This is a genomic window from Clostridium acetireducens DSM 10703 (genome assembly GCF_001758365.1).
GTDB lineage: Bacteria > Bacillota > Clostridia > Clostridiales > Clostridiaceae > Clostridium_C > Clostridium_C acetireducens.
Genome location: NZ_LZFO01000021.1, coordinates 1 through 19443 on the forward strand (window position 1 = coordinate 1; position 19443 = coordinate 19443).

The window sequence follows — 19443 nt, forward strand, 5'->3', positions numbered from 1 at the left end:
TAAGTGCTATTAATGCTAATACAGTTAAAGTAACATTTAACAACGCTGTTGAAAAGTTAGCTAAAGATGATGTAATAGTAACAAATGTTAAATCAGGAGCTAAACAATATATAAAGGAAGTAAAATTAGCTGAAGATAAAAAATCAGCTACAGTGGAATTCTATGAAGCTTTAGAAAATAAAGTTGCATATAATTTAGAAATAAAAGAAATAGAAGCTAAAGAGTTTTCAATCAAATTAGGAGCACCTGCTAAAATAGAAGCTAAAGCTGAACAAATAGTTAAATTAAATAAAGATACAGCTATAGAATATAAAGTATTAGATGTAAATGGTGCAGAAGTTAAACCAGAAAAAGTTGACTTTGAATCAAATAAAACAATAACTGATGGAAAAATAAAATTATCAAAAGATGGAGAAACAGCTTTTGTATATGTTATCGTTCAAGATAAAGATGGAAAAGAACTTGCAAAATCAGAACGTATCACAGTAAAAGCAGAAGCTGCTAAAGCAGTAGAAATAACAAACTATACATTAAGTGATGAAGAGACAGCAGATTTCGAAGCAGACAATTATAAACAAGTATTAACAATGCAAAAAGGTTCAGATATGAATCTAGTTGTTGAAGCTAAAGATCAATTTGATGAAAAAGTTACAGTTAAACCATCATTTGAATCATTAGATAAAACAGTTGCATTAGTAGATCGTACATCTGGTAAAGTAACAGGATTAAAAGAAGGAAAAGCACCTGTTAAAATAACATACGGTACAGGTGATGCTGCTCTTACAAAAACAATTGAATTAACTATAGTAGCGGATGCGGCACCAGCTAAAATTGAATTAGATAAAAATGAATTAAATTTATCAAATAAACTTCTTGATGGTGAAAAAGTAGAAGTTGCAGTTAAAGACCAATATGATAATGTGTTTAAAGGAGCTATTGAAGGAGCAAAGGTTGAAGCAAAAGTAGTAGAAGGAAAAGAAATTATTGAACCTATTGTAGATTCTATTACATTAAAAGATGGCAAAGCTACATTCACAGTTAAACCAGTGGCTGAAAAATCAGGTAAAGCTATAGTAGAAGTAACATATACTGCAAAAGTTAACGACAAAGATATAAAATTCGTAGAAAAAGTAACAGTAAATGTAGAAAAAGCAGGAGAAGTTTCAGATTACAAGGTTGAAGGTTTTGAATCAGAACTTGATAAATATGAAGGTAAAGATAATAAAAATAAAACATCAATGGATATAAAGGTATTTGCTATTGATGAAAATGGTGTAAAAGTTGGAGAAGCGACTGGTACTAAAGTAGAACTTTATAAAGATGAAGTTAAAGACGAAAATAAAGTTACTACAGAAGGGGCTTTAAAAGATGCTAAAATTGATGCTACTAAACTTGAAAAAGATACAGAATATACTGTAGTAGTTAAAGTTGAAACACTTACAGTATTTAAAGATACTTTCAAAGTTGTAGATACAAAACCAGCAGCAGCTAAACCAGTTTTAGAACAAATTGGAAATGAAGTAAAGGTAAGTGATACTAGTAAAAATTTAGATTTATCAAAAGTATTTAAAGTAGGATTTAAAGAAGATAAAGAAACAGAAGTAACAATAAAAGGTATTACATTCAAGAGTGATAATGCTGAAGTAGCTAAATCATTAGCAGAAGCAGGATTAAGAATTACATCTGAAAAAGATGGAGAAGCAACACTTGTTGTTGATACTGTAGTAGTAGAATTTACAGCTGATAAAGATGCTAATGTAGTAGCATCACCATATACTATAGAATTAGAAGAACCAGCAATATTAAAATTAACAGTAGATGCTAAAGCAAAAGCTGAAGAAGCAGCATTAGAAGAAGCAAAAACAGCATATAATGAAGCTGTAGCAGCTGCTGAAAAAGCTAATGTAAATGTTAAAGAACATGAAGTAGAAGATGTAGAAAAAGCTACAAAAGCTGAATTAGAAGCAGCAACAACTGCAATCAATGATGCTGTTAAAGAAGCAGCACAAAAATTAGAAGGTGCTAAACAAGAGTTAGAAACTGAAATAGCAAAAGTTACATTACCAACTTCAATAGAAGCAGAACAAAAAGTAAAAGTAACTGGTGTTGAAAGTGGTAGTGAGATTATAATAAAAGCAAATGAGACAGAAGTAAGTACTATAGATAACGGTACTAAATTTGTTACAGTAGAGACAGTAGAAGCTTTAAAAACTGCATATGATGCAGCAGTAGCAGCTAAAGAAGAAACAGATGCAGAAAAAGTTACTGAAGCTAAAACAAAATTAGAAACAGCTATAAAAACATTTGGAGAAGCTATAAAAACAGGAACACAAGGAGCTTAAGAATTATTAATTACTCAGTAATGAGTGAGTAACATAAATAAAAAACTGAGGAGGTAACCGTATGGTTATCCTTCTCAAATTCAAATAAATGATCGGAAACATTTCAAACCCAAAATCACATCAAATTCTCATAAACATCATAAAATAGTCAGATCACATCACTGGCTGAAAACTAAATAAGACATATCAATTTAAAGGCTATTGGATAAAGTATTAATGGGAATGCTCTATCCAATGGTCTTTATTTCTTTGCACCTTAGTAGACTTTTATAGTTTGCTGAGGTACTTTTTTTATTGTTAGATTATAGTTGTTTTTAGATAATTTATATCTTAGGAATTGTAATTATTTTTTATAAATATATTTATTATAAAATTTTTTCTTGTATATGATATAATGAGCATATATGATAAAATTTGGAAAACTTGATTTTAGTACTATTAATATATTTGTTATATAAGGATGATTTTGTGAAATATTGTATATATTCGAATGCATATTTTAATGATTATGAAATGAATATAGAGCACATAATTCCTAAAAGTTTAGGAGGAAGCGATGATTTAATAAAGATATGAATTCTATGTTGGGAAGTAATGTAAATGGAAAGTTTATTAATTAAGATTTTTATTGAAATTTATTTAAAAAGATAAGAGAACCTTGAGAAGAAAATATATAGGTATAATTTATAAACTATACTTTTTATTTTCCTTATACTTTCCTCTTAAAGTTCTTTTGATACAAAGATTTTGTCTATTTGGTCTTATAAGAATACTCCTTTTTGAAACTTTTCGCAAAAATCTTTAATTTTCATGGATTCATCAAATTTTAAAAATTTTTATTGAGATCAAATCCACATTCAATAATTTTCTATATAAAACTTGGTGCATTTTAACACAGAAGTTACAGTATAATAGAATAAATTTTAAAATTTATTAACACCTTTATATAGTAATAGTTTCTTTATAGATTCCTATTTTTTTTAGATTTTTTTTATTACAATTTTCTAGTTGGTTTAGTTGTTCAAAATCAATGTTAATTATTTCCTTTTTATGAGCATTAAATTTTGAAGAATCTATTATTAATGTGTTTTTATATTTTATTTTCATTCCTATTGTAATAATTTCATCTTTATATTTATCTAACATATTTATAATCGTTGCCAAAACCTTATAAAACTCTATAAAGTCTGTTTAATTACCTGTTCAATCTACTCCATTTTGCTGTAGCTACTTTGGTTTGGTTTTCACTATCTTAGTAGTTGATTGGTATAAATGGTTGTTCTTAATATTAGATAATCTTCTATGAAGTAATCTAATTTGCTTTTCAAGTTTTATAATGTTGCAAGTTTTGACGAACTTCCTCCCTTCTTTATTCAACTCATTTTTTTTAGTTTTTTAAAGTAGTCATTCATTACATTTTGCGATTTAGAGTCTTTTATTTTATATGTGGCTGTTCCTATTTGTTCTTTTCTAGGTTTTTCGAAGTTTTCTAATTTCACATCATTATACTTTGGTAAATAAGTAAACTGTTTTGTATAAATTATTTTATTATTATTATAAATAACTAATATAAGTATTAATGCAAATATTGCTAATATGCTTATTAGTTTTTTCTTCATTGTTGTATCCCTATTAGTATATATTCTAACTTATATTATACCTCATAATATTTAATTTGTAGAGAAAAACTTTATACCCTTTAATTATATCCTCTTTTATTTCTTAACTTCTCAATTATTAAAATCCTAAACTATAATATAGAACAATACATCCATATCTCAGTTGGTGATCTAGTTTCAACGAAAAGAAATGAAGTATGCATATAGATTTTATGTATATTAAATATGTGAATAAACACCTTAGCAAACACAAATTCTCTGTCAATATCAAAAAAGCAAAAGTTTACTAAGATACTTTCTAACATAAAGAAATAAAGAAATATTGGATAGGGCATTCCCATTAATACTATATCCAATAGCCTTTAAAGACATGATATGTATTTAATTTTCAGCTAGTGATATTAATGTCAAGATTATTTTGGTTCTTTCCACTCTTAGTTGAATTTAAGATTTTCTAACCTTAATATCTTATTTTTTAAAAGATTAAAATTACATCTTCCATACATTATCCTTTTGATTAATTTTAATTTATTTATAACTCCTTCTGCAAGCCCATTATTATATTCATATAGTACTGCATTTTTTACAGCATCAATATCTCTAGTTATTCCATTTACAAAAGAGTTAATTTCGTTAATATTTAATTCGGTAGCTTTATGTATCCATCGGTCAAATTCATCAATTGTTCTACTACTTAATATATTTTTAAACTCAATTACTAAATTAATTATTTCTTTGTAAATTGGATATGAATTATATATTTTATTCACAATTTCGTTTGATAGTTCCTTAATCTTACTAATTGGCTTATATAATAACTTTATTAGAGAACTTCTTTTTACTTCTGTAGTTACTATGGAAGTGTAATTATTATTCTTATTTTGTGCTTTATAATTCCTAATTAATGATTCGGAGCCTGTATACCCCATTTCTTTTATTTTTGAATATATAGTTTTTGAAGTTACACCTATTTCTATTAATTTATCAATGTAATTTATGTATTGATCTAGTTTACTTTTCCTTTTAACTCCAAGCCGTGTACTTATTCCAGTAGTTTTTTCATCTAGATATTTAGAGATTGTACGTCTATCAAGGTTAAGAGCTTTAGCTATCTTACTTATGGGTATACAGTTTTTTCTCATTTCTCTTGCTTCATTAATAATTTCTTGTTTATTTTTTAGCCTTTCTTCTTGAATTATTCGAAGTTTACTTTTACCATAATAATTTATATCTAATTCATCAAATTCTAAAATTTTATTTAAAGTTTTTATATTTAATTTTAAAGCTTCACAAATTTTAGCTTTTTTAATACCTACGTTAAACATTTGCATTGCCTTTAGAACTTTTTCATTTTGAGAATAATTTATAATATTTTTTGATTTTGGCTTATTATCAAGATTATTATTTATTATAACTTTAGCTTTAAAATACTTTGTTAAATATTGCTTGCAATATTCCGTAAGATTTTTAAGAATATGAAATCTATCACTAATTTGTATTGCAGATGGATGAGCTATAGAAATAGCATTTTTATACGTAATAGATCCATCTCTAGAAACCACCTTAATGTTAGGATAACTTTTAAGCCATTCTGATACATCATTATTTTCTCTTGAAAATATAATATCAATAACTTTATGTGATTCTATGTCAATCATTATAGTTCCATATGTATGACCTTTTTTTATTGCAAAGTCATCAATACAAATTTTCGTTATTTTTTCTTTATTATTTATTTTTATTTCTTTTTTTTTAAGAGATTGCAAATAGTACTTTTAGATACTTTCGCAACCTTTTCACTTAAATATTTAGATGCATTTATTGAACTCAAATTTAATGATAAATTTAGTATTTCATTTTCCAATCTTTTTGTTTTCTTAGCTTTAGGCACTAGGAAATCAAAGCTTTCTGCAAATGTTTTATGATTACAAGTTTCATTTAGGCAAAACATTTTTCTATTAGTTAATTTTATTATTACCTTATTACCCTGAATGGGTAAATCTTGAAATTGTTTAACATATTTTGAGTGAACCTTGGTTGAGATTGTTCCACAAAATGGGCAAGTAACTTGTTTTCTATTTGAAATAACATCTATATAAAAAATATTATCTATAATTTCATGACTAATGTATTCAAGATTTTTATCTAATAATTTTATAAATTCATCCATAAAAAACTCCTTAATAGTATCAAATTATTTCAAATTTTATCATAGATTTAACATCAATTCAACAAACATTGGAAAGAACCATTTTTATTTTAGCATTAATAAGTGATATGTTTTGACTATTATTTTGAGAATTTGATATGATTTGCGTTTGAAATGCTTTAATTATTCTATATTTAAATTTGAGAAGGATAACCAGACGGCTACCTCTCTCAGATTTTTGTTTACAATTTGTTTATGACATTGCCTCATGGGGGTTCTTGCGAAAGAACCTGCCTAAAGCGAAACTTGCTTATATTCGAATTAACTCTATGTTACTCATTTTTATATGGGCCTCTTGTGTAAATGTTTCAATTTTTGTTTTATCTTTTTCACTATACCAGCTGATTCTCCAATTAATTTTATCTGGATTTTCGTTTACATCAATTATCTTTTTAAAATAAGGATAGTCTACTGAGGATAATGAATGTCCTAAAATTATAATTTCTTCTATATTTTTGAGTTTTAAAAAAAAATCTAAATTATTAGATATAATATGTGCTGTTTTCTTAGCAGATTTATCAAAGTATTCTTCTACAATACTTACTGCATTATCTGTAGCATAGTACCTTATATGGTTTTTCCAATTTCCTTTTTCATCTTTATTTAAGAAATAGGTGGAATAAGTTAAACTAGGGTTTCTATATTTTTTACCTTGTTTATTAGTCTTAAAGTCTTCAAATCTTCTATTTTCTTTATTCCTAATATACCATTCATTAAAGTTATCTTCAGGATCCTGTCCATGACCTAAAACAAGTTGACTGTTTTTGTCTTTCCTATTTCCATGAATATATAAAATCTGATTTTTAGGGATTTTGTATAAAGTCTCTAGAAATTCAGTATAGTTAAAATTAATATAGAGAGCATTATTTTTAAAAAGTTTGATGCAGTATTCTTTTTGCACATTATTAATACTTAATGTATTAATCCACTTTTTAAAGAGCTTTGGTAACTTGACTGTTAAATTGTGTATAGGCAAGTACCCATTTCAATAGAAGCAAAATAATCAGCATAGGAAAATTTCTCATCTTCTTCATCAAATGTAGACATATTTATATCTAACATATTGTCTACTCCCTCCATCAACATTTCCCTAGAAAGAAAAGCTAGATTGTTCTCAAAATCCCCCCATAAATCTTCACATTCAAAATATACATCAAAAGTAAAGCTTAAACTCTTATCATGTTTATTTACATATTCTTTAAAATTATAATAACTGGATTTAACTCTATGAGATATGTCAAATCCATTTCCTATAATAAATAAATCTCTTTCATTCAATAATTTCACCCCCTAACAAAAAGATAACTAATCATTGAGGTATCAGTTCTTCAATAAGTGTATAAATGAGAAGTTGAGTGGTACCTAGTATCTTTACAATGGAGTCTACCCTAAGCTTGCTACTCTTCTACCTCTAAAGCCTTTATAAAGTCCTCCCAGGCTTTTTCTGTAATATCTTTTTTACCTTTAGCCTCATTTAGCTGTTTGGCTTTTCTTAAAGCTGTTTTAGCTAATTCGCTTCCCTTTATATACTCTGGTAAGTCCATAGGTATTTCATCTCTATCTTCAGAAGCCATATCTATCATATTTTCTTTTTCTTCCTGGGTTAGATTTAGAATATCTGCTATTTCTTCTAGCTTATCTATATTGGGCGGGTTCCTTCTTCCCTTTTCAATATCACTCCAATAAGCTGGAGAGAATCCTACTAAATCTGCCATCTTCCTTAAACTAAGCCCTTTCTCTTTTCTTCTTTTAGTTATAAACTTTCCAAATTTATTCATAAGTCATCCCTTCTTTTATATTATAGAGCATTGTCTTTTCTCTTCAACACTCTTTATAAATCCTAGATTCTTAAGTCTTATTTTTGCAGCTGTTAATGATACATCAAATTGTCTTGCCATTCCCCTTGATAGTTCTTCGGCCCAGAAATCATTATATAAATCTATTCCTCTTCTATTGAAAAACTCTTCTACTCCTAACAATCTTACATAATCTTTTACAGCTTGTGTAAAAGCGTCAACTGGCATTAGAAGTGCTGATGCTAAGTAGTCTGCTTGCCACTCCATCCAGTCATCGTCTGTCACTAACTGTTTTCTACCTGTAGATTCTATATCAGTTGTTCTACATTTAATGGCTGTTGTTTTTTTTTCTTCTCCCATATAGTCAAATATACTTATTTGATTTTTATCTACAGCATATATATCTCTGTGTAAAAACCAATGAGATATTTCATGACAGTGGGTAAATCTTCCTCTTCTTATTTGGTCTTCTTCTAATAAGCTATTGTCAATTAATATGGTTCCTTCATATACTGGCAACTTTTCAGCTTTATTTTCTTTTGGATTATATACTGGAACACAGCCATCATTGAATACAATCATGCCTAATATGGATCCATCATGGCTTAAGTCCTTATAGTCTATATCAAGTCCTGCATAACACTTTGAAAAAAGCTCTACATCTAAAGCTGCTGGTGTTTTAAGGTTCTCAGGTTTATAATCTCCTATTATCATTTCAGTAATATACTCTATATTTTCCTTGAATAGAATAGTTACTCCATTTGCTTTAGATCTAAAATCAAAATTAATCATTATATCACTCCTATCATAAATGCGTGTTAGCTACCATGAGAACATTATACTATACCAATATATTCCTTGTCAAGGGTTGGATACAAATAAAAAAGCACCCCAGCTAGAGTGCAAAGAAATAAAGACCATTGGATAGAGCATTCCCATTAATACTTTATCCAATAGCCTTTAAATTGATATGTCTTATTTAGTTTTCAGCCAGTGATGTGTTCTGACTATTTTATGAATTTGGGTTTGAAATGTTTCCGTTCATTTAATTTGAGAAGGATAACCAAAGGCTACCCCTCTCTTATTTTTGTTTATGTTACTCACTCATTACTGAGTTAGTAATAATTCTTATGCTTCTGCTTTTTTAGCAACTGTCCAAGTAGTATTTGCTTCATCTCCACTACTTGTTACAGTATAAGTTATTGTTTTTGTTCCTGCTTTAGCATCATCTGTTGCTGGAACAGTTATAACTACTTCTATAGTATTTCCTGTTGTAACAGCTTGCTCTAAAGTTATTTTGTTTTCAGCTAATTCTTTACCATCTATTGTAACAGTTACTCCTTCTGCTAATTCACTTTCACTTCCAAATGTGAATGTGAATTCTTTTGCATCAGATGTTTCTATTTTAGTTATACTTGGTATAGTTGCTTCTTCTTTTTCTTCTAATTCAGCTTTAGCTACTTCTTCTTTGGCTGCATTTAATGTTTCTACTGTTGCTTCTTCAGCGTTTAATGCTGTTTCTGCTTCTTCAATTGCTTTATAAAAAACCTCTACTGAAGATTTTTTATATTCTTTACCTTCTTCTTTTTTAGCTTTAGCTGTACCTATAGCTGTTTTTAATTCTGCTTTAGCTTCATCTAATGCCTTTTCTTCAGCTGCTTTTTTATCTTCAAGAGCTTTAGTTTGGTCTAATGCAACTTTTACTACTACTGGTTCCTTAATTAACTCATCTGAACCTGCTTTAATTGAAGTTATAACCACATCTACTGATGCTTTAGCTTCTTCTACTGATTTGATTCCTTTTAAATTATCTGTTCTAGTTAATCCTTTTGCATTTGTTAATGTATAAACGATACTTAAGTTATCTGCACCATTTTCTATTTCTTTTCCAAATTGGTCTTTTACTTTAACTATTGTTTTTAAGTCAGCAGTTAAATCTTCTAATTTGCTAGCAGCTTTATTTTCTGCTAAAGTAAATTCAACCTTTCCTTCTTTTAATGCACCTGTATATGCAAGGTCATTTCTTTCAAAATCTACTGACGTAGCAACTGATTCTGTATTAACTATTTCAATTTCAACTGTATCTATTACTAATGATCCTACTGAAACTTTAATATAAGCTTTTCCAGCTTTTTCAGCTGTAACTTTTAGATTTTGGCCATCTATTTTTACTTTGTTATCTTCTACAACTTTTTTACCATCTTCATCTACTTCTGTAAGTCCTACATTTGTTGCTTCACCTAATTTATTTCCGTTTGTATCAACTTTATCAACTGTTACTGTTGTTGATTTAGGTGCTTTATCTTTATCAGCTTTTTCTCCATCTTCATTTCCAGCATCTAGTTTAACATCTTTAACAGCTACTTTATATTCTGCTAAATCTCCTGCTTTTACTACTGTTACATTAATTGTTTCTTTTAAGTCAATTTTCTTTGCTTCTTCTTTATATCTTACTTCTAATGTAGCTGTTCCTTCTTTTAAACCTTTTATTTCAATAGCATCTGCTTTTGCAGTTGCTTCTACATAATCATTCTTTGATACTTCTTTTCCAGCAATTTTTACTTCTGGAGTTTCAGAAAGTTTGTTACCATATTGATCTTTGAAAGTTACTTTAACTTCGTCTGTTTTACCTTCAACTACAGATACATCTTTATTTTCTAATTCCATAGTTGCAACTTTAGCATCTTCTTTTACTTCTATTTCAATTACTTGAACAATTTCACCTTGAGTTACTTTTACATATGCTTTACCTACAGATATAGGTTTAATTGTACCATCATTTTCTACTATTGCTACCGTTGGTGCTAAGTTTTCAAGTTTTGGTTGGTCTTCTCCATTGAATTGAGTTACTGCGTTTGCAGCATCATTATCATCATTACCATATTGGTCAACATAGTAAACTGCTAATTTCTTAAGCTTATCACCTTTAAATACATAGCTTACTTTTTCATCATCTTTTAATTCATTAAATGCTTTTGTATTTGTTACTGCACTAGTTTTATATACATATGATCCTGCATATTTAGCTGGTGCTTCTTTTGATACTTTTATTGTTGTTTTAGCTGATTTTACTGTTTTTTCTCCATCTTTAACTACAGCTACAACTATTACTGATTTATCATTTACATCTCCAACAGTTCCATCTTCAGCAACAACATCTGCATTTGGTGTTTCAAATGTAACTGTATGTTCTTTAGTTACATCTCTTCCTAATGCATCTGTAACTTTTACAGCTTCTTTTAAATCTGATTTTGGAGCTACTGTTGTTTGAGTAAATTCTACTTTAGCAGCTTCAGCTTTTTTGTATTCAAATTCAACGTTTGCTGTTTTTTCTAATCTTTCTATATCTTTAACTTCTACATTATATTTTCCTTCTTTTAAACTATCAACGAATGTTAATGTAGCAACATCTTTAGCTCCATTTAATTCTACTTTGCTAACAAAAACTAAGTTACCATCTTTATCTGTAACTTTGAAGTTAGCAGGTTTAACTTCTTTAACTTCTTTACTGAATTTAACTTCAGCTTGTGTACTGTTAATAGCACTTACTGAATTAACTTTTAAAGCTTCAGTATATGCTTCTGCTAGTTTACCAGTATATTGTTTTCCTTCATAAGTAAAATTTACGTCAATTTGACCTTCCTTAAGTGGTGCACCTAATTTAACTTCTACTGGTTCTTGTCCCTGAAAAGTTACTTTTATAGTATTAGCATCTATTGCACTTATTGATTCAACTTTTAAATCTTCATCACCTGGAGTAACAACATTACCATCTTTATCTACTTCACTTACGTTTCCGTCTACCTTAATAATATCTTCTGCTTTTGCATTTTCAGTAAAAGTATCTAATTCAAATACCTTTCCTTCTATAGTAGCATCTTCTGCTGCTATATTAACTTTTTCTACATCTACATAATCATTGATTTTATCATCATGGAATGCTACCACTGTTTTACCTACATAGTGTTTAAACAGTGGTGATTCAATTCCTACAGCGTCATCTTCTGCTGCTGTGTTTAATTCTTTTAAAGAATATTCAAAATAATTTCCTTTATCATCTGTTACTAATACTTTATCAGCTGCTGCATAAGCTGTAGAAGATATTGCAGCTGCTATTAATCCTCCTATAGCTGCTGAAGATAATACAGCTAAGCTTTTTTTAATTTTTTTATTCATAACTTAAACTCCTTTCAGTTCACTAATTTTAATCTTAAATACTACAATTTAAAATTCCTATTATACTTATGGAAATAAGGAGATATAAATCACCCTATTTCCATAAATCAAATTCAATTATTTTAAAGCTGGTTTTACTTCGTGTTTATCTGCTTTAGGAACTGTTATTACAAATTTTCCGTTTGTATATCTAGCATCTTTACCATCTACTGTTACTTTATAATCTTCTGCTTTTTTATCTTCTGGTACATTTTGTAATTCTACTACTACTATTTCATGTCCAGGTGTAGGTGATGTTTTTAATGTATAAGTTGCTTTTACTTCTTTGTCATCTACATCTCCACCTGTACTTCCATTACTAGTCTTAACTTTAACATCAACGCTCTTATATGGAGTCTTATCATGAGCCTTTACAAGACCTATAGTAACTGTTCCATCAATAATATCTTTTTTATCTACTTTCTTAAATTCAAATTCTCCATTTGATGGGTACTTAACAGCAAATACATCTTTGTCTTTCTTAGCTGCAGTTAATCTTCCTAGGTAAATATCAAATTCATCAAATTCACCTTTCTTTTGAGAATCATCTACATCTGTATCTATATAAACAATTCCATCTTTGCTTACTCTGATTTTTCCATCTCCAGCGGATCCGCTTATCTTAATAGAATCATTTTTAACTGCTCTATCTTCATCAGTAGCATTATCTAAATCAAGTATTGAATCTATTGATAGATAATTTGTGTTAGCTTCTACGTTGTTCTTGAATGTAACAGCACTAACTCTTGGTGATGAATCTTTAACATCTATTTTCTTAGATGCTTTTTGAACTCCTTCTTTTTTAGCTATAACTGTTACGTATCCATCATCTACATAATCTTTTCCATCTATTATGTCAGATTTTATTTTTTCCCTATCAAGTTCAATTTTGATTTCTCCACCGTTTGCTGTTATTTCTTTAGTAGGAATTTTTTTATCTCCTTGTTGAACTTCTATAGTTAATTCATCTCCGTTAACAAGTGTTACTTTATTTCCACTTCCACCTGCTGCTCCAAGTAAAGCACCATTTTTAGTGAATTGGTTAAGTTCTAATTTAACTACATCGTCTGAATTATCATCTGCAGCTTCTGCATTAATATCAAGTTTGAAGTCTTTTGAATCTTCATCTTTAGCTTCAAATTTAACATAATCATATACTGCATCTGCAGTTACTTCTACTGGAATTGTTCTTATTTTAGAGCCATTTTCTTTTTTGATTTCTAAGTCAGCTTTTCCTACTTTAGTAGAGTCTGCTTTAACCGCAACATCAACTTTACCTTTTTTATTTGTTCCATTTAAATCGTCTTTATATTTTACTTCAGCTGTAGCAATTACATTATCATTTCCATCTTTTATTTCTTTTTTAATAGTAAAGTCTGTTCCTTCTTTTGCATCCATAACTGGATCGCCGTATTGGTCTAAGAATTTTAATTCAACAGTTTTACCACCATTTTTAGCAAGTTTAATTGATGAAGTATCTGCTTCTACTTTGTTTATCTTACGTTTGTTTTCATCATTATCTTTATATACTTTTACTGAAACTTTCTTCTTGTAGCTTCCTGATTTAATTGTAATATCTACTGTTCCTTCAGCCTGTGCGTAAATTTTTCTTCCATCAACAGTAGCTATAAATGGATCTGAAGTTTCTAATGTAACTTTATCACTTATATCTGCATTTTTCTTTCCATCTACTGTGTCAGCTTTTACTTCGTCAATTACTGCTGTTTCACCTTCTACTAATTTTCCACTAGTAATTTCTGGGCAATCTTTAGCATCATCAACATTTTCTGCTAATCTTAATTTGTATTCATTTATCTTATTAGCTGTAGCTTCTCCGTTTATAACGTCAACATCTATTTCTTCTGATTCACCTACTATAGCTTTATTTTTCTTTATAACAACTTTGTATGAGAAGTCTGCTTCTTCATCTACTCCGTTGTCAATATAAAGTTTTTCTAAGCTATCTTTGTTTAATTCTCCAGTTTTACTTGTTCTTCCTTCTACTTCACCTTCTACTACGTCTTCATTTTCAAATACATCTTCTGTAGCTTGGAATTCAACATCGTAGCCAGCTTTGTCTAAATCTTCAACTGTTACTTTTCCGCCATTAACTTTCATTTCTAGTTTTAATGTTCCATCTTCTTTGTAGTCCACTAATGTTGAAGTAGATTGTACTTTCTTAATTTCCTTTAAGTCAACTTTTTCTTCTCCAGCTATATCTTTTAATGCTTCTTCAACTTTTGCATCTACTGAACCTATTCCACCAATTATGTTTATAACTGAGTCTTCTTTAGCATTTGTTTTGATATAACTATTTGCATTGTCTTTTTGAGTGTTGTTAGCGCCTAATCCTGTTAATACAAGTGGTGCATTTACTTTAGCAGCTGCTGCTGAAGCAACTAATGCGTCTGCAAAAGCTTCTTTTAATGAACCTGAACCACCTGCTGCTACATAGATGTTAGCAAAGTCTAGGTCTTTTTCGAAGTATTTTAATACTGCAAGGTTAGTTTCGAATCTATCTTTTGAGTTGTTAGTGATTTTTTCACCTTTAACTGTATCTACAACTTTCTTTGGAAGAACGCCGTCTCCACCTACTGCTAATATTCCAAGTGATTTTGCATCTATAACTCCTTTAACTGCTGCTGGAACTTCTGTGCTCTTAGCGAATAGTACAGGGTATCCTAATTTAGCAGCAATTGAAGCTACTGATAAAGCATCTGCATATCCATCTTGTCCATTAACTAATATTGCTTTGTTAGCTTTGCTTAATTCTAATACTTTTTCTGCTACTGCAGCGTTTGTACCGAATCTTGTAGTATCAGCTTTTCCAGCTATACGTACAACTTCATAATCTTTTAAAGCATCTTCTGTTGCTTTAGTAACAACGCCTGTTCCTCCAACGATGTATACTTTTTTAGCTCCTAAGTCTTTTATTGCATTTGCTACATTTGATGGTAATGATCCATCTCTGCCAGTTAAAAGTATTGGAGCGTTTAATTGTTTTGCAAGTGGAGTTGCACTAACTGCGTCTGCATAGCCATATCCATTTACAAGCACTACGTTTTCTGCTTTTTCAAAAGTTTTAGCTACGTCAATAGCAGTTGCAATTCTGTCTACTCCTCCTTGTCTTTTTACTGAAGCAGCTTGTACATCAGTTTTGTTAAATCCTGTTGCTAAAGCTGTTGTTAAAACTAAGCTTAAAATTGTAGCACTAGCAAGTGCCTTTTGTCCTTTTTTAGTCATAATTTCAGTGACCTCCTCTAAAAATTTTCTTAGTTATTATTTTTGTTATTAGTTGACTAGTTTAAATAATTTTACGCAATAATAGTGATTATAGCATAAATTAACCAATGTATGCAAAGTAATCATGTATTTGTTATAATTATCTTTTTGGTAATTTTCTGCTACTTATTTATTATACAATATTTTATCTAGTTTTTCCATGTATTACTGCAGTTTACTAGATAATTATTCATATAATATAATTTATTATCACTTTTACGTTAATTTTGTTTTATTTGTTTTTGCTTACACTATAAGTACGATTTACCTTAGAAAAAGTTTCACATTTGAGAAAAATTTTTTAAAATTGTTTAAAACCTGAACCAAATGCTTGAAAACACTAGTATAGGTTACTTATTCCATCGTATTTTTTATTTGAAACTTTATATATAAAGCAAATAAAAAAATTGCGATGCAATTTTTTTTAGTTAAGAGTTAAGAGGGAATAGTTAAGAGTTATGGATAATTTTTCTCCATTGGCATTACGAAAAATTTTTGATTTTGTTAGTTGAGGGTTATAAAGGTTTGATAAGACCGCATACCGGTAGGCTGAGGAGAATTATTTTTTAGAGAATAAAGTACATTTGCATGAGGACAGTGAATGACATTAACCTAATCACTCTAATAGCTTACATTCCCTTTAATTAATCACAAAAAAAATACAATTTCAGTAAAAATAAAATTTTTACTGAAATTGCAATACTAACCCTCTAAATAATTATAAATTTCTTCAGGCAAAAAAAAGAAATCCTCCATTAAAATCAAAAATTTTTCGCAATGCAATGGAGAAAAATTCTCCACAACTCTTAACTATTCCCTCTTAACTCTTAACTAAAAAAACTGCATCGCAGTTTTTTTATTAATTTTTCCCACAACAATTTTTATATTTCTTCCCGCTACCACAAGGGCAAGCATCATTTCTTCCAACTTTAATTGGTGCTATTACATTTTTTCCTTTTTTTAAGTTAATCTCATTAAATTTATCTTTGTCAAATATTAAATTCCACTCTGGCATTTGACAAAGTTCAAAGGCTTCTGAACTTATCATATTTAAATATAATTTTTCAAAATCTATATTAATTTCTATTTCACTATCTTCTTCAATTTCTTCAAGTTTTAAAGGATTTTTTAAGCTAGTATTTATGCCATCTAAAAATCCCATAAAGTAAGTGCTAGAAACTTGGTATTTTTCTGCTAAATCCTTTACTTTTCCTTTAATAACTTCTTCTTTGTTAGCTAAAATTTTTGAATATATCTTTTTTTCTACTTCTCCGTATTCTTTCCAAAAAGTATCTTGTCCAAATGCTTGTACTATTTCTACTACCATAGTTGCCCATTCATCAAATAAAGCCATTTTTTTCCCTCCTTTTTAAATTACAGTATTTTTTTTGGAATATGTCTATTTAATAAATTATAATAAAATTATGTGTGCTTTTCAACTTATAATTTTTAGTAAAAGATTGTATAATAATGATTTAGGAGGGGATGATCATAAATAATAAAAGAATAATAGAAATGGATATGGCTAGAGGATTAGCTACATTAGCAGTAATAATTATACATACTTCTTCTATGGCTTTGTATAATAATGGCAATGTGCAATCTTTAAACTATACTTTATGCCTTGTTTTAAATCAACTTACTAGGTTTTCTGTGCCTTTATTTGTACTTTTGTCTGGTATGGGTCTTACACTTTCTTATAAGTATAAATCTTATTTTTCTTTTTTAAAACACAGGCTACTTAAAATATGGCCTTATTATATTTTTTGGTGTGTTTTATACATATTATTTATAACAAAGGATAGTTTTTCTGCTATTACAATAAAGTATGTGTTTACAGGTAAAATATATTATCACTTTTACTTTGTATTTTTAATTACTCAATTTTATATAATATATCCCTTTTTTAAAAGGTTTTTTGAAAGCAAAGTAGGATTTGTTTTATTACTTGTTTTTAATGCAGTGATTTTGTTTTCATCATTTCAATATAATTTTCCTAATAGCACTATACACTTTTGGGATAAAAAAAATATGCTTTATTGGTTGTTTTACTTTTCTTTTGGATGTTTTTTAGGAAAGTATTTTTATAAAATTAATTTTAAAAAGGGAAAAATATTATATATATTATTATTTATTTTTTCTACATATATAATTTTAAAAGAATCTATTAGTTTGTCTATGTATGTAAAAGATATTGATTATTATACTAAATTTTTAAGACCTTCTGTATTTTTATACTCATTATGCTTTACTTTATTTATATTTTCAATAAACTTTAATAAAGTATTAAAGAGTTTTTTAAAGTATATATCTAAAGTATCCTTTGATATATACTTAGTTCATCCTTTTATTCTTCACTACATTTTAATGTTTTATAAAAAGCATCATTATAATGCAGGAACTATTTACTTTTGTATTTTAGCTTTTTTAATAAGTTTAATTGCTTCTATTATAATAGCTGAAATTAAGAAAAAAGTAATAAAAAATTAAAACTCCTAAGGGAGTTTTAATTTTATTACTTTTTTTCTATGGAAAGATTCACTATTTCATATTCTTCTTTATCATTTTCAGCTAAAATACTTAATTGTGTTTCTTCACTATTAGCAGATAATGATATTAAATTGTATATACTATCTTTTGAGAATATTTTATCCACATTTTCATTTATTTCATTGCCCAATTCATCTTTAGAAAAAACATATCTATTGTTATTTTTTTTATCATACAAAAGTATTTCCGAATTTTTTCTTTGTATATACAAAGATTTATCTTTTGGTTGAATTTCATCTTTAGATTTTTGTATATCTATGCCTTTAATAATAATTTTCTTTATAATAGAGTTAGTATCATTGCCATAATCAATTGTTCCATCTATAATAACCTTATTTAAAGTATCTTTATTTTCTTCTTTTACTGGTGTTTTATTATTTTCTTTTGCAATAAGGGATTCTGATTTATTATTTGGTTTTGGTAAATTGTTTTCCTCTTTTATTTTTTGCTTTTTAGTATTATTTTTATTTTCATTATTTTTTATATTATTAGTATTAGCAGGTTTTTCTTTTTTATTTTCATTATTTGTAGTTTTTTCTTTTGGAACTTGTGCTGCAGTTTCTTTTGATTTTTCTACTGTATTTATATTATTAGAATTAGCTATATTTTTATTCATATTTTCATTATTAGCTATACTCATAGTAGCAGCAGAGCCTATAAGAGAAACAGCTATTAATGCGGAAGCTATTTTTAAATGCTTATAATACCTATTACTACTTTTTATTTCCTTGGATTTTAATTCCTTATCTTTTAAGGCTTTTTCCATTATTCTTTTTTTAAGGTTTTGCTTAAATTCCATATCTATTTCTATGTTATCTGCATCTTCTTTTAACATTTTGCAAATAATATTATAATCTTTATTTTTCATATGCATCACCTCCTATACTTTCTTCATAGCTTTTTCTTACTTTTTTTATTGCTCTATTTATAGTAGTTTTCACAGTACTTTCTGGTATAGATAAAACTTCTGCTATTTCTTTAAATTTTAAACCTGAGTAAAACCTTAAATATATCATGTTTCTAGTTCTTTCCGGAAAAGATTTAAGTATTTCTTTTACTTCATTAAATTCTTCTTGTATTATAATATTGTCAAATCCTTTTTCTTCTTTTCCTTCTCCTATAAATTCATCAATAGGAATTACTTTGCCCTTTTTTCTGTAAAAATCTATTATACAATTATGAGCTACTCTAAATATCCAATTTTTGCTTTCTTCTACACTTCTTAATTTTTCTATATTTTCATATACTTTTATAAATACATTGGATATTATATCTTCTGCATTCCATTTATCCTTAACAGATACAAAAATATATCTGTATACACTATCATAATAGGTGTCATAAATCTTTTCGAACTTGCTATCCATAGTAAGCCTCCTCAAGTTCTATTTTATATACGTTTCAAACTACTTATTAGTTTCAATAATTCC

General features: G+C 28.0%; 15 protein-coding genes and 2 pseudogenes. 3 read left to right on the forward strand and 14 right to left on the reverse strand.

Going from position 1 to position 19443, the window contains the following annotated elements; genetic code table 11:
* Together CLOACE_RS11790 and CLOACE_RS12000 are read left to right on the forward strand one after the other, a co-directional pair.
* On the forward strand, positions 1-2342 hold a 2342-nt coding region (locus CLOACE_RS11790), incomplete at its 5' end, for an Ig-like domain-containing protein (RefSeq protein WP_070110481.1).
* Between the two features lie 468 nt (positions 2343-2810).
* The gene (locus CLOACE_RS12000) at positions 2811-2918 is read left to right on the forward strand and encodes an HNH endonuclease (protein WP_242866425.1); all 108 of its coding nucleotides are present in this window, start codon (positions 2811-2813) and stop codon (positions 2916-2918) included.
* Between the two features lie 366 nt (positions 2919-3284).
* On the opposite strand, the gene CLOACE_RS07475 is transcribed toward CLOACE_RS12000, so the two are convergent.
* From CLOACE_RS07475 to CLOACE_RS07530, 12 genes and pseudogenes are all read right to left on the reverse strand, one after another.
* On the reverse strand, positions 3285-3506 hold the full coding sequence (locus tag CLOACE_RS07475; RefSeq protein WP_139141319.1) for a hypothetical protein: 222 nt from the start codon (positions 3504-3506) through the stop codon (positions 3285-3287).
* Positions 3507-3575: 69 nt separating this feature from the next.
* Positions 3576-3734 (reverse strand): annotated as a pseudogene (locus CLOACE_RS12005) (RNA-guided endonuclease InsQ/TnpB family protein); the annotation flags it as partial.
* A complete protein-coding gene (locus CLOACE_RS07485) occupies positions 3716-3961 on the reverse strand; it encodes a hypothetical protein (protein WP_070110483.1) in 246 nt (81 codons plus the stop codon). The pseudogene CLOACE_RS12005 and the gene CLOACE_RS07485, both read right to left, overlap by 19 nt.
* 434 nt (positions 3962-4395) lie before the next feature.
* Complete coding sequence (locus CLOACE_RS07490) at positions 4396-5727, reverse strand: ISL3 family transposase (protein ID WP_084027580.1); 1332 nt, start codon at positions 5725-5727, stop codon at positions 4396-4398.
* On the reverse strand, positions 5700-6131 hold the full coding sequence (locus CLOACE_RS07495; protein ID WP_070110484.1) for an ISL3 family transposase: 432 nt from the start codon (positions 6129-6131) through the stop codon (positions 5700-5702). Before CLOACE_RS07495 ends, CLOACE_RS07490 begins: the two co-directional genes overlap by 28 nt.
* Positions 6132-6420: 289 nt before the next feature.
* Positions 6421-7146, reverse strand: a complete 726-nt coding sequence (locus CLOACE_RS07500) for an AbiH family protein (protein WP_084027581.1) — start codon at positions 7144-7146, stop codon at positions 6421-6423.
* Entirely contained in the window at positions 7128-7448 is a 321-nt protein-coding gene (locus CLOACE_RS12050; protein ID WP_070110486.1) for an AbiH family protein, read from the reverse strand. The genes CLOACE_RS07500 and CLOACE_RS12050 overlap by 19 nt, the downstream gene beginning before the upstream one ends.
* Positions 7449-7567: 119 nt before the next feature.
* Positions 7568-7948, reverse strand: a complete 381-nt coding sequence (locus CLOACE_RS07510) for a helix-turn-helix domain-containing protein (RefSeq protein WP_070110487.1) — start codon at positions 7946-7948, stop codon at positions 7568-7570.
* 15 nt (positions 7949-7963) lie between these two features.
* A complete protein-coding gene (locus tag CLOACE_RS07515; RefSeq protein ID WP_070110488.1) occupies positions 7964-8758 on the reverse strand; it encodes an ImmA/IrrE family metallo-endopeptidase in 795 nt (264 codons plus the stop codon).
* A 336-nt stretch (positions 8759-9094) separates the two neighbouring features.
* Positions 9095-12142 (reverse strand): hypothetical protein, encoded by a 3048-nt coding sequence (locus CLOACE_RS07520; protein ID WP_070110489.1) that lies wholly within the window; start codon positions 12140-12142, stop codon positions 9095-9097.
* Positions 12143-14377: 2235 nt separating this feature from the next.
* Positions 14378-15424 (reverse strand): annotated as a pseudogene (locus CLOACE_RS12120) (cell wall-binding repeat-containing protein); the annotation flags it as partial.
* An 898-nt stretch (positions 15425-16322) separates the two neighbouring features.
* Positions 16323-16817 (reverse strand): SEC-C metal-binding domain-containing protein, encoded by a 495-nt coding sequence (locus CLOACE_RS07530; protein WP_070110491.1) that lies wholly within the window; start codon positions 16815-16817, stop codon positions 16323-16325.
* Between the two features lie 131 nt (positions 16818-16948).
* On the opposite strand from CLOACE_RS07530, the gene CLOACE_RS07535 reads away from it, so the two are divergent.
* On the forward strand, positions 16949-17953 hold the full coding sequence (locus CLOACE_RS07535; protein WP_084027583.1) for an acyltransferase: 1005 nt from the start codon (positions 16949-16951) through the stop codon (positions 17951-17953).
* 25 nt (positions 17954-17978) lie between these two features.
* Here the strand turns inward: CLOACE_RS07535 and CLOACE_RS11660 are convergent, their stop codons facing one another.
* Together CLOACE_RS11660 and CLOACE_RS07545 are read right to left on the reverse strand one after the other, a co-directional pair.
* Complete coding sequence (locus tag CLOACE_RS11660; RefSeq protein WP_070110492.1) at positions 17979-18881, reverse strand: hypothetical protein; 903 nt, start codon at positions 18879-18881, stop codon at positions 17979-17981.
* Positions 18871-19380 (reverse strand): RNA polymerase sigma factor, encoded by a 510-nt coding sequence (locus CLOACE_RS07545; RefSeq protein ID WP_070110493.1) that lies wholly within the window; start codon positions 19378-19380, stop codon positions 18871-18873. Before CLOACE_RS07545 ends, CLOACE_RS11660 begins: the two co-directional genes overlap by 11 nt.
* Positions 19381-19443: the final 63 nt, after the last annotated feature.